Source organism: Streptomyces sp. 8K308 (assembly GCF_004348315.1).
GTDB lineage: Bacteria > Actinomycetota > Actinomycetes > Streptomycetales > Streptomycetaceae > Streptomyces.
Window position 1 is genome coordinate 1 of the sequence record NZ_SMKC01000246.1, and the last position, 11046, is coordinate 11046.

11 protein-coding genes and 2 pseudogenes are annotated in these 11046 nt (G+C 69.5%); 8 read left to right on the forward strand and 5 right to left on the reverse strand.

Translation table 11 applies throughout. From position 1 onward, the window contains the following. Positions 1–357 precede the first annotated feature (357 nt). Positions 358–465, reverse strand: a pseudogene (locus E1265_RS39645) (IS5/IS1182 family transposase); the annotation flags it as partial. 178 nt (positions 466–643) lie between these two features. Beyond that, positions 644–1651 carry a helix-turn-helix domain-containing protein gene (locus E1265_RS26330; protein ID WP_243741118.1) on the reverse strand — a complete coding sequence of 336 codons (1008 nt, stop codon included), beginning with the start codon at positions 1649–1651 and terminating at the stop codon, positions 644–646. A 71-nt stretch (positions 1652–1722) separates the two neighbouring features. On the opposite strand from E1265_RS26330, the gene E1265_RS26335 reads away from it, so the two are divergent. The 4 genes and pseudogenes from E1265_RS26335 (at position 1723) to E1265_RS26350 (ending at position 4393) form a co-directional block, all read left to right on the forward strand. Further along, positions 1723–2487: an NAD(P)H-dependent oxidoreductase gene (locus E1265_RS26335; RefSeq protein ID WP_132933500.1), complete on the forward strand. Its 765-nt coding sequence runs from the start codon at positions 1723–1725 to the stop codon at positions 2485–2487. Positions 2488–3152: 665 nt separating this feature from the next. Then, positions 3153–3350: a DUF4158 domain-containing protein gene (locus tag E1265_RS40410; RefSeq protein WP_132933501.1), complete on the forward strand. Its 198-nt coding sequence runs from the start codon at positions 3153–3155 to the stop codon at positions 3348–3350. A 29-nt stretch (positions 3351–3379) separates the two neighbouring features. Beyond that, entirely contained in the window at positions 3380–3520 is a 141-nt protein-coding gene (locus tag E1265_RS40415) for a DUF4158 domain-containing protein (RefSeq protein WP_132933502.1), read from the forward strand. Positions 3521–3585: 65 nt separating this feature from the next. Further along, positions 3586–4393, forward strand: a pseudogene (locus E1265_RS26350) (IS5 family transposase). A gap of 88 nt (positions 4394–4481) precedes the next feature. Here E1265_RS26350 and E1265_RS26355 read toward each other — a convergent pair. Together E1265_RS26355 and E1265_RS26360 are read right to left on the reverse strand one after the other, a co-directional pair. After that, positions 4482–4820, reverse strand: coding sequence for an XRE family transcriptional regulator (locus E1265_RS26355; protein ID WP_132933503.1), 339 nt, complete (start codon positions 4818–4820; stop codon positions 4482–4484). Continuing rightward, positions 4817–5185 carry a type II toxin-antitoxin system RelE/ParE family toxin gene (locus E1265_RS26360; protein WP_132933504.1) on the reverse strand — a complete coding sequence of 123 codons (369 nt, stop codon included), beginning with the start codon at positions 5183–5185 and terminating at the stop codon, positions 4817–4819. The genes E1265_RS26355 and E1265_RS26360 overlap by 4 nt, the downstream gene beginning before the upstream one ends. A gap of 288 nt (positions 5186–5473) precedes the next feature. Between E1265_RS26360 and E1265_RS26365 the strand changes: the two genes are divergently transcribed. Next, positions 5474–6190, forward strand: a complete 717-nt coding sequence (locus tag E1265_RS26365) for a hypothetical protein (protein WP_132933505.1) — start codon at positions 5474–5476, stop codon at positions 6188–6190. A 576-nt stretch (positions 6191–6766) separates the two neighbouring features. Then, complete coding sequence (locus E1265_RS26370) at positions 6767–8917, forward strand: alpha-galactosidase (protein WP_132933506.1); 2151 nt, start codon at positions 6767–6769, stop codon at positions 8915–8917. A 131-nt stretch (positions 8918–9048) separates the two neighbouring features. On the opposite strand, the gene E1265_RS26375 is transcribed toward E1265_RS26370, so the two are convergent. Then, entirely contained in the window at positions 9049–9837 is a 789-nt protein-coding gene (locus E1265_RS26375) for a helix-turn-helix transcriptional regulator (RefSeq protein WP_132933507.1), read from the reverse strand. Positions 9838–9908: 71 nt separating this feature from the next. Between E1265_RS26375 and E1265_RS26380 the strand changes: the two genes are divergently transcribed. Together E1265_RS26380 and E1265_RS26385 are read left to right on the forward strand one after the other, a co-directional pair. Continuing rightward, on the forward strand, positions 9909–10733 hold the full coding sequence (locus E1265_RS26380; protein WP_207931211.1) for a phytanoyl-CoA dioxygenase family protein: 825 nt from the start codon (positions 9909–9911) through the stop codon (positions 10731–10733). Beyond that, positions 10730–11041, forward strand: a complete 312-nt coding sequence (locus E1265_RS26385) for a hypothetical protein (RefSeq protein WP_132933508.1) — start codon at positions 10730–10732, stop codon at positions 11039–11041. Before E1265_RS26380 ends, E1265_RS26385 begins: the two co-directional genes overlap by 4 nt. Positions 11042–11046 lie beyond the last annotated feature (5 nt).

Here is an 11046-nt window from a genome sequence, read left to right on the forward strand (position 1 = left end):
CCGCCACCCCCTCGACGACCAGCGCCGACAACCCCGAGAACACCACACCCACAAGCTCGTTGACATCCCGCACATGGAGTCAACGACACCCGTCACCCTTCGTCACCACCGAACACGGGCCAGAGCCGTTCGTTTTACAGACCGTGGCCCGGCCTCCTGCACGAGATGCGGGCAGGAGGCCGACTGGGTGCACAGCCACTGCCAGCGGAATGTCGCCGACGAGGCAGTCGGCGGGACGCGCTGCAGATCGACTTGATGGTCCGGCGGCTGTACTGCGAAACTCTTCCTGCGCGAAGGCGCCGAGCGGGTCGAGGGGCTGACGCGGCGCTGTCAGCGGCTCACCCCGACTTTGCCGCGCTCGCGGAACCAGCGCAGTACCAGCGCAGCTTGACGGAACAGGCCCAGCGCCCGGGAGCCGCGCGGGGTTCCGATCCGGCGGCGGTGCGCGGCGAGCAGGCGGGCGAGGCACTCGACGATATGGTGTGGGATGTCGTGCGTGGAGCATAGATAGGTCACCATCGCGGAGCCGCTGGTTCATGCGGATGGTCTTGTGGTGAGAACCGTCCTACCAGGGGCTTCGTGTCTACCCGCCGCCGGACAACTCCCGCCGGATCTTCACGAAGATCATTTCGCTGAGAAAACCTCAGCGTTGCGAAGAGTCGGTCGTTCGGACGCGGCCGCGGAATGTGGCGCGGTAGGCGCTGGGTGAGACCCCTAGTTCGGCTTGTAGATGCAACCGCATTGAGCCGGCGGTGCCGAAGCCTGCGGTGACGGCGACCTCGTTGATGGGCAAGTCGGTGCGTTCCAGGAGGGAGCAGGCTCGTTCGATGCGCTGCTGGATGAGCCACCGTCCCGGCGAGGTGCCGATCTCGTCACGGAAGCGTCGGGTGAAGGTTCGCGTGCTTGTCGATTCCTGGGCTGCCAGTTCCCGGAGCGTGATGGGCTGGTGCAGGTTTGCGAGTGCCCATCGGCGTGCCTTGCTGGTCGAGGAGATACTCGGGTCCGGCATCGGTCGCTGCACGTACTGCGCTTGCCCGCCCTCGCGGTGTGGCGGGACGACGGAGCCGCGCGCCACGTCGTTGGCGACTGCTGCGCCGTAGTCGGTGCGAATCATATGCAGGCACAGGTCAATGCCCGACGCCCCTCCGGCGGACGTGAGGACACCATCGTCGTCGGTGTAGAGGACGTCTGGGTCGAATACGACGTCCGGGAATCGCTCCCGGAACCGGGTGGATGAGCGCCAGTGCGTGGTCGCTCGCCGTCCGGTGAGCAGGCCCGCCGCGGCCAGCACGAACGATCCTGTGCAGATTGAGGCGATCCGTGTGCCGGGTTGAATCCGTGCCAGCGCGGCGGTGAGCGAGGGTTCGAGCGGCCCGCTCCGGGGCTCGAAGTCAACTTCGGATCCTGGAACGATGACGGTGTCGGCCTCGGCCAGCGCCTCGGGGCCGCGAGCGACGCCGACGGCGAAGTCGGCGTCCGTGTGTATGTCCCCGGGCTCGGGTGCGCAGGTCACGACCTCGTAGAGCGCGGCACCGGCGGCCGAGCGCGCCTGGCCGAAGATCCGGTGAACGATGCTGAGCTCGAATGACAGCACCTTGTCGCGGACCAGGACCGCCACGTAGTGGCGCCCGTCACCAGCAAACACAGCCATGGCCCGATCTTCGCACATGTTGTCTATCAGGCCAGTCGTCGTGGCAATGCCGCACGATCACCATCGATGTCATGAATATTCTTTGGGTTCTTGCCCACCCCGAACCCCGCTCGCTCAACGGCTACCTCGCCACGGAGGGGCAGCGTGCGTTCCGCGCCGGAGGTCACCAGGTCGAGGTGTCGGACCTGTACGCGATGGGCTGGAATCCCGTCGTTGATGCCGCCGGCTACGCCCACCACCCCGCGCAGCGGTTCCAGGTCGCTGCCGCCGCGAAGCAGGCGTATAACAGCGGCGGGCTGAGCGCCGATATCCGAGCCGAGCAGGAGAAGATCAACCGGGCAGACACACTCGTCGTCCAGTTCCCGATGTGGTGGTTCGGAATGCCCGCCATCCTCAAGGGCTGGTTCGACCGGGTCTGGCACCAGGGCTTCGCGTATGGGTTGCGCGGCCCGAAAGGCGAGTGGATCGGCTACGGAGACGGGTTCCTCGCGGGTAAGCGCGCGATGGCGGTTGTGACCATGGGTGGGCCGGCTTGGTTCTACAGCAAGCGGGGCATCCACGGAGCCGTCGACGAACTGCTGTTCCCCTTGCAGCACGGCACCCTGTTCTACGCGGGTGCGCAGGTGCTGCCCCCGGTGCTGGTCTCGGGTGCCGACCGGTTCACGCCCGAGGAAGGCGAGGCAGTGGCCAAGGAACTGTGCGAGCGCCTGCTCGCGATCCCGACGACCGAGCCGATCGCGTACCGAACGCAGAACGGCGGAGACTACGACCACAACCTCGTGCTGCGACCGGACGTGGCACCGGGCCTGACCGGACTGGGAGCGCACGTGGCCTGACGCCGGTGCAGGACGCCGATACAGGGGGACAACTCTGGGCGCCCACATCGGCAAGCACCATGCTGTGGGCGTGGGCGCCCGGCCGTGGGGTTGCCTTCACGAGGCTGTCAGCAACACCGGTGTCCGCGCTCGGGGTTGTCGCACACCTTATGCAGTGACCGTGCCCCGGCAGCTCCCGCCCGGTCTCCACCGCCTTCTCCAGTGCGATGTTGGATTGAGCTGATCCCGGGGTTCGTGGAGTCCGAGGGTGCCCCGGGTTCGGTGGAGCCGAGTCACTTGGTTTTACGTGGTTTTACTACAGGGGGTTGTGCGCAGTTCGTACTCGACGGGAGTCGGCATCTCGAGGGCGGAGGGTCTGCGTTGCCGGTTGTGGAAGATCTCCAGGACCCTGTTGCTCAATTGATGTCAGCTGCGAGGTCGAGGGCGGCCAGCCGCGAGGTGCGTGTGCGGGCGAGCGGGGTGTCATTCCACCAGGCATTTCCAGGCGGATCGGGTTGGTGTCGGCCGCCGTGAGGACCTGCGCGAGGTGGGTCTTGGCCAAGCCGACATTGCGGGTCGGCCCTCGGGGAGTATCGGAACGGGAATTAGCGGTAGCAGGGCGATCTTGATTCCCGGTTCGGTGACGTTCCTGATTTGCCTGGTCAGCGGGCCGTACGTTCCCCGGCATGCCTGTCGAGTACTTGTCTGCTGAGCAAGAGGGCCGCTACGGGCGGTTCGCCACAGAACCGTCGCCTGGCGAGCTGGAACAGTTCTTCCGCCTGGACACCAAAGCCCTGGAGTTAGCACGGGCCAAGCGCCGTCTGGCAACCCGGTTGGGGTGGGCGGTGCAGTGGGGCACTGTGCGGATGCTCGGCACGTCCTGACTGAGGACCCCACGGCGGTCCCGGCCTCCGTGGTGCGGTTCGTCGCCGAGCAGCTCGGCACCGATGACGAGCACTTCGCCGGGTACGGGGCGCGCTCACAGACGGCGTACGAGCACGCGTGGGAGATCCGCGACGAGTACGGCTACCGGGACTTCGGCGCGGGTAACTGATCGTTTCAGAATGAGTTGAGCCTCAGGTCTTGCGTTCGGTGATCTTGGTCGGCAGGGTGTCCGAAGTGCGTGCTGATCTTGTTCCGGACGACCTGTGGGAGCGGGTGGCCCCGCTGTTGCACCCGCTCCCGAACGGCGCCGGCGTCATCCCGGGCGACTGCGCGTTCCGGACCGGGCGGCGCTCGCCGGCATCATGTACGTCCTGCGGACCGGTGTCGCGTGGCGCGACGTCCCGGCCGAGACCGTGGGCTGCTCCGGGGTGACGGCATGGCGCCGGCTGCGGGACTGGACCGAGGCCGGCGTCTGGCCACTCCTGCACGCCACCCTGCTGACCGAACTTCGCCGCGCCGACCTACTGGACCTGGACGACTGCTCCGTGGACGGGTCGCACGTGCGGGCCCTCAAAGGGGGGATCGCGTCGGCCCCTCGCCCGTCGACCGCGCCCGGCCCGGGTCCAAGCACCACCTGATCGTCGCCCGCCACGGGATTTCGCTCGGCGTCACGCTCACCGGCGGCAACCGGCACGACGTCACCCAGCTCCTGCCCCTGCTGGACGCCATCCCGCTGATCCGAGGCCTGCGTGGACGCCCCCGCCGCAAGCCGCGGCGCTTGTACGCCGACCGGGGCTACGACTTCGACAAGTACCGCCGCCTGCTGTGGAAGCGCGGCATCAAACCACTGATCGCCCGACGCGGCGTCGCCCACGGCTCCGGACTGGGCAAGGCCCGCTGGGTCGTAGAGCGCACCTTCGCCTGGCTGCACCAGTTCAAACGGCTCCGCATCCGCTACGAGCGACGCGCCGACATCCACCAGGGCCTGCTCGAACTGGGCTGCAGCCTCATATGCCTCCGCCGCCTCAGAACCTCATTCTGAAACGATCAGTTAAAGCCCAGGCCAGGGGATCGCTCCCCCAGCCTGGGCCGTTGTGTGTCCGAGCTCGTTGCGTGCTGCGGCGCGGTGTTCAGGCGACCGTGAACTCCGCGTCGCCGAAGTCCGCGACCACGCGCAACCGTCCGCCGAGAGCTTCTACGTAAGACCGGAGCGTCGCCAACTCGGCGCGGTCGATGTCCCCATGCTCGATCGCCGACACCCGCGGAGCGGAGACCCCCATGGCCGCGGCGACGGCGCGCTGGGTCAGTGCCTGTTCCTGTCGGATCTCCGCGAGGCGGTGGGCGCGCACCTCGGCGACAAGCCGGTCCATCGCCTCCCGCTTCTCCGCCGACGACCGCACGGGCAGACCAGCGGCTTCACGGCGCTCACGCGCCCTGCGCCTCGTCTCCTCCCAGCCGACCGCGCTCATTGGTACTCCCTGCCCTCAAGATCGGCTATGTGTTCCCGGTAACGCTCTTCAGCGGCGGGGATATTGGCCTCGTACCAGCCCCGCCAGTTGCCGGCCTTGTCGCCCGCCACCAGCAGCACCGCCCGGCGCACGGGGTCGAAGGCGAAAAGAATGCGGATCTCGCTACCACCGGACGACCCTGGTCTCAGTTCCTTCAGGTGGTGGTTCTCGGCACCCTTGATCCGGTCCACCAGTGGCCGACCCAGCGTCGGCCCTGTCTCGGCCAGCAGATCAATGGCGTCCTCTACCTGCTCGGCGCTCTCCCAGTCGTCCTCGGCCAGCCTCTCAAACCTCGCCGCGACCTCCGCGAAAGTACTACTTCCCATTGAGCCACGACCGGGGTGTTAACGCACATGTTAACCCGACTTGGATCGGCGTCATCACGCTCCGTTCCCGGCACCTACTTCGACCGTGCCCGTGCCGTGCCCGATGGGGCGGTGAAGCGCGGTCGACAGCGGGCACCGCGGCACACGCGGAGCACTCCGGCAAGGCGGCGTTAGCGCAGGTCAAGGGGCGCGCCCAGCCCATTTGGCGCGGTGATTCCCAAGCTCAGGGCTCAGCCGACAGCACCAGAATCGCGTGAGTACGCCACGCCGGCGCGGCAGAATGCAGACGTGTCCCTTGATGCCATAGACGCCGTGGACTGGTCGGCGATACCCAATCCGACGTGGCATCGGTGCGGTGATCCAGAGCGCGTCGCACACGCACTACGGCTGCTGACCGTGTCCACCACCGCCAACGAGACAGGCGACGCGGCATCCCTTCTCGCCGACAGCGGCTTCGTCTGCGGCCACGCCGCCTTGGTAATCCCAGCGGCCTACACTGCCACCCCGATTCTGCTTGACCTCGTCGAGCACGGCCAGCGGCCGCGCATCAAGGACGCAGCCCTGGGGCTCCTATCCAACGCGCTGGACTACTTCCCGACCGCCGGCCACAACAGAGTGGACACTCCCTATGGCGCCAACGTCCCGCTCTGCTGTGCCATAGCCCGGCACATCCGCGGTCGCCGCAGTGCTCTTCTCGCCCATGGGGTCCACGGCAAGCAACTCCTGGCAGAGGCAGAGCTCCACTGGCGGCTGACCATTGAGGAGGCGGAGCTCCAGGACGACAGCAGTCTGATCGCCATCGCCGTCCTTGAAGGCGCACCGTTCCGGACGCCGGTCGACGCCGAACTGCACACCCCACTCAAGCAACCTGTACAGCACGTCCGGATCAATGCGCTGACCGCCGATACATCGGGCCGCGCGTGCATAGAACTCGGGCAGGCACCGTTCGAGCCCGTTCCGGGTTCTGCCCTCTGCCCATTCGAGTGTGGCCGCCGCGAGCACTGACTTGGCGCCTTGTCTCAACGGCCGCACCCCAAGCGCACCAGTACGAGCGGGGAACAGCGGGGAATCACGGTAAAGGCAGCCAAGCCCAACGGGGACACACCACTACTCGTCCGCCAACTCGTCCATGCCCCTTCAGCCTTCCGCCGCATCGCCCACGCGTAGCCGTCAACACGCCTGCCGCACGGGACACTAGCAACGACGCCGTCACCCGAGCGCGCGGGCGGCTCGACCTGGTGCCGAACCGGTCACCCGGCGGCCGCGAGGCCGGGCCGGCCAGGGGACGGCCCAGGCCGCGCGGGGCGTTACGGCAGAGAGTCGAAGCGCTTCGATGCCGGAAGCTGGCCGGCGGGCGCATCAATTCGTGAACAAGGCACTGTTTCTCCCTATTCTCTCTCTTGCCTTGGCGTAAAGCGTGTCACTAGCCTCACCGAAGCATTCAAGCGCTTCGACACCGCCTTCCGTCGTCGTCGGGCCGGCCGCCGCCCGCCCGCGTGGCGCGCCACGTGACCTACCTGTACCGAACCAGCCCGTCGATGGTGCCGCGTCCCTCAGTTCCCGCCCCCGAGGAGCCTCATCGTGACCAACGAACGCCAGACCTTCGCCTGGGGCCATGACGCTCTCGGCCTCGAGTTCACTCACGGCCGGGACGACACCGTCCGTCTGGCCCGCATCGGCTCGCCCGGCGGGGCCGGCGGGGCTGGCGGAGAGCAGTCCCCCGGTGCGCCTATGCCCCTGGTGGAGGTCATGGCCGCGGGCCATGGCCGCTTCTGGTCGGCCAACCGCCTCATCGACACCTCGCTCGGCGAGCGGCTGCGCTACCGGGCGCACCGCGCGACGCGCGAGGGTGACTGGCAGGTGCTCACCGTCGAACTCCGCGATCCGGAAAGCGGACTGGCCGCGGAGGTGACATACCGGTCGCCCGACGGTGTGCCCGTGCTGCGGTCCGAGGTGGCCCTGCGCAACGAGGGCGACGTCACGCTGCATCTGGAGTCGGTCACCTCCCTCATGGTGAGCTGCCTCACCCCCCACGGCCCGGCCGCCCTGGACGCCGCTGACCTGCTGTGGGCGGAGAACGACTGGCTCGCCGAGTGCCGTTGGCAGCGCGGCCCGCTGCGCAGGACCTCCCCGGCGGTGAGTGGCCGCGTCCGTTACGGCAACGGCAAGGGAGGCTTCACCGTGGCCGGGCAGGGCGTGTGGTCCAGCTGCGGGCACCTGCCGATGGGTGGCCTGACCGACCGTGGGTCCGGTCGCACCTGGCTGTGGCAGATCGAGCACAACGGGGGCGGCTGGCGGTGGGAGTGCGGCGACCGCGAGGACACCGCGTACGCGGCGCTGTCCGGTCCCAGTGACGCCCACCACGGCTGGCGTCATCGGCTGGCGCCCGGCGATACCTTCCGCACCGTGCCCGTCGCACTGGCCTTCGCCGCCGACGGCGGCCCGGACGCCGCGTTCGCCGCGCTCACCCGCTACCGCCGCGCCCTGCGCCGCCCGCACCCCGACCACCACCAGCTGCCCGTCATCTTCAACGACTACATGAACTGCCTGATGGGGGACCCCACCACCGCCAAGCTGCTGCCGCTGATCGACGCGGCGGCCGACGCGGGCGCGGAGTACTTCGTCATCGACGCCGGCTGGTACGACGACGAGGACGGCGGCTGGTGGGCCAGCGTCGGCGCCTGGCAGCCGTCGGTCTCCCGCTTCCCCGGACCGCGTGGCATCCACGAGGTGCTGGACCGCATCCGGGATCGCGGCATGACCCCCGGCCTGTGGCTGGAGCCGGAGGTGGTCGGCGTACGCAGCCCCGTCGCGGACACCTTGCCCGCCGAGGCGTTCTTCCACCGCGACGGCGTACGCGTCACCGAGGTCGGCCGGTACCACCTGGACCTGCGCCACCCCGCCGCCCGCGCCCACCTGGACGAGGTGGTGGACCGTCTGGTCGGTGAGTGGGGCGTCGGATACCTCAAGCTCGACCACAACATCAACCCCGGCACCGGTACCAGCAGCCGCCCTGGCGAGACCCCGGCCGCCGGGCTGCTCGCCCACAACCGCGCGCACCTGGACTGGCTGACCGGCGTCCTGGACCGGCACCCCCACCTCGTGGTGGAGAACTGCGCGTCCGGCGGCATGCGGTGGGACTACGCCCTGCTCTCCCGGCTACAGCTGCAGTCCACCAGCGACCAGCAGGACCTCGAGCTGTACGCGCCCATCGCCGCCTCAGCGCCGACCGCCGCCACCCCCGAGCAGAGCGCCGTGTGGGCCTACCCACGCCCCGAAGACTCGCTGGACGAGGTGGCCTTCACCATGGCCAACGCGCTCCTTGGCCGCATCCACCTCTCCGGCCTCCTCCCCGACCTCACGCCCGAGGCCCGCGCCCTGGTGCACGAGGCCGTGGCCGTGTACAAGGCCATCCGCCCTGACCTGCCCACCGCCGTACCGGCCTGGCCGCTCGGCCTCCCGGCCTGGGACGATCCGTGGCTCGCCCTGGCCCTGCGCACCCCCGCCACCACGTACCTCACCGCCTGGCGGCGACCCGGGTCCGAACCGACCACCACCCTGGGGCTGCCCCACCTACGCGGCACGGCGGCCCGCGTCGACCGGCTCTACCCCGCCGCGAGCCGGGCCGTCGCCGACTGGAACCCCCGCACCGCCGAACTCACCCTCACGCTCCCCGCGGCCCCGTCCGCCGTGCTCCTCCGCCTCACCGTCTCCGAACAGGTCGCCGGCTGAGCGCACCATCCCCCCGGGTCCCGGCCGGGCCCTGGGGGTATCCGGTTCGGACCCGGGCGCCGCCGGCATCATTCCGACCTCGCCAGGGAGGGCACCGTCCCCTGCGACCGCCTCGACGACGAACCAGCCGATCAGCGGCGCCCGTCGCCCCCGTGGCGGACCGCGCGCGGCGAGGCGCCCAGCTCCCGGCGGCAGGCCTTGTTGAACGCCTGGAGGTCGGGGATGCCGACCTGGGTGGCGATCGCCGAGATGGAGAGGGTGGATTCACGCAGCAGGTGGCGGGCGCGGGCGATGCGGCGCTGGCGGACGTAGGCGATGACGGTGGTGCCGGTGTGGGCGCGGAAGAGGCGGGTGAGGTGGTTGTGGGAGACCCGGGCGGCGCGGGCGATGCCGGGGACGGTGAGAGGGTCGGCGAGGTGGGCCTCGATGTGGGCGAGCGCGGCGTTGACGGCGGGGTGCTGGCCGTCGCGGCGCCCCTGCGGGCCGGGCGGGTTGAGGTGGGCGACGCGCCACAGCGTGGCCCAGATCTCGGCGGCGGCCCGGACGGGGGTGCTGGGCCAGGCGGCGAGGGCCTGCAGCATCTGGGCGGAGAGCACGGGTAGTTCGGGACCGGCGTCCTGCATGACCGGCACCGTGTGGGGCTGACCGGTGGTGGGCAGCGACAGGTGGGCGTACAGGTGCTCGGAGCGGCCCCGGTAGCGGTAGCGGACGGTGGTGGCCGGGGGAACGAGGCTGACGCGGCCGGGGCGGATGGCGTGGTGGGTGCCGTCGACGGTCAGGTCGGCGGCGTACTGATAGAGGTGCAGCTGCCACAGGTCGGGCAGGCGGAAGACGTCGGTGTCTCCGGCGAGGCCGTGGACCGCGACGCCGACACTCGTCACGACGGGCGGCTCGTCCAGGCACACCACGGTCTCCAGCATGGTGAGAAACTACCAGTTGTGGGTGAGCCGGACCCACGCGCGGGACCTGATCAGCGCCTAGCGTGCTACGCATGACGAGAACGACAATCACGGATCATCTGCTCACCTCGGTGCAGATGGCGCGTTTCGTGTCGCACGGTTCGTTGCGGCTGGACGCGGTGGTTCCGGCGGAGCTGAACGCCGAGGCGCTGGACGTGCTGCCGGCCGGCATCCCGCCCGTGCCCTACGGCACGCCGGTGGACCAGGCGTATCCCGAGGGATCCTTCGTCCGGCGGCTCATCGAACTGCCGTGGGTGGCGGGCGCGTTGCACAGCCTCGTTGGTCCTGTCCCAAACATCGATCACCACGCGGTGCACGTCCGCGAGCCGCACGAGGGACAGGCGCAGCCGCTGCACGCCGACGCGATCATCGACGTGCGGCCGGACGCGTTCGACGTGCAGCTCATGTACTACCCGGCCGAGGTGACGCTGGAGATGGGCGGCACGCTCAGCGTCCCCGGCAGCCACCTGCGGCGGACCAACGAGAGCGACACCGGCCGGTACCAGAACCTGCGCGGTCAGAGCCGACTGGTGTGCCCGGGGGGCACCGTGGTGTTCCTGCACCACGGCCTGTGGCACGGCGGCCGGCGCAACGACAGCGACACCCCGCGCTACATGTTCAAGATCCGCTTCAACCCGACCGTGCGGCAGCGACTGCTGTGGGACACCTCGGACCTGACGGATCCGCAGGTGACGCGGGAACTGGACACCCACTTCCCCTGGTACGAACAGGCGACCGGACGCCTTGAGCGCTACAACCGGGTCCTGATGTGGCGGGCCCTGACCGGCGACGCGGACTTCGACCTCGAACACTGGGTGACCCGCGTCTCCAACCGACCGCAAGAGGCCGCCCGATGAGCGCCGCGATCCCCACTCCCGTCGCGACCGTCCGCCAGCAGGTCCTGGTGCTGTACCTGTCGACCTCAGCGCTTGACTCCCCCGTCGTCGGCTGGGCGCGCTACGACGGCACCGGCCGCACGTCCCCGACCACGGGCGACAGCGAGGAGCCCCCCTACGCCACGGGCGTGGCGGCGCTGCACGACGGCTGGCGCCTCTTCCAGGCCGCCCAGCTCATCCCGCCCCACCCAGGCCACGAGTACGACACGTCCTTCCTCAAGCACGAGTTCTTCTTCGAGAAGCTCGTGGACCTCAGCGACGACCGGTAGCGATC

Bases quoted from the DNA above. Each gene is read 5' to 3' on its own strand.
- E1265_RS26330 (WP_243741118.1), bottom strand. From the start codon at position 1,651: ATGGCTGTGTTTGCTGGTGACGGGCGCCACTACGTGGCGGTCCTGGTC.
- E1265_RS26335 (WP_132933500.1), top strand. From the start codon at position 1,723: ATGAATATTCTTTGGGTTCTTGCCCACCCCGAACCCCGCTCGCTCAAC.
- E1265_RS40410 (WP_132933501.1), top strand. From the start codon at position 3,153: ATGCCTGTCGAGTACTTGTCTGCTGAGCAAGAGGGCCGCTACGGGCGG.
- E1265_RS26355 (WP_132933503.1), bottom strand. From the start codon at position 4,820: ATGAGCGCGGTCGGCTGGGAGGAGACGAGGCGCAGGGCGCGTGAGCGC.
- E1265_RS26360 (WP_132933504.1), bottom strand. From the start codon at position 5,185: ATGGGAAGTAGTACTTTCGCGGAGGTCGCGGCGAGGTTTGAGAGGCTG.
- E1265_RS26375 (WP_132933507.1), bottom strand. From the start codon at position 9,837: ATGCTGGAGACCGTGGTGTGCCTGGACGAGCCGCCCGTCGTGACGAGT.
- E1265_RS26380 (WP_207931211.1), top strand. From the start codon at position 9,909: ATGACGAGAACGACAATCACGGATCATCTGCTCACCTCGGTGCAGATG.
- E1265_RS26385 (WP_132933508.1), top strand. From the start codon at position 10,730: ATGAGCGCCGCGATCCCCACTCCCGTCGCGACCGTCCGCCAGCAGGTC.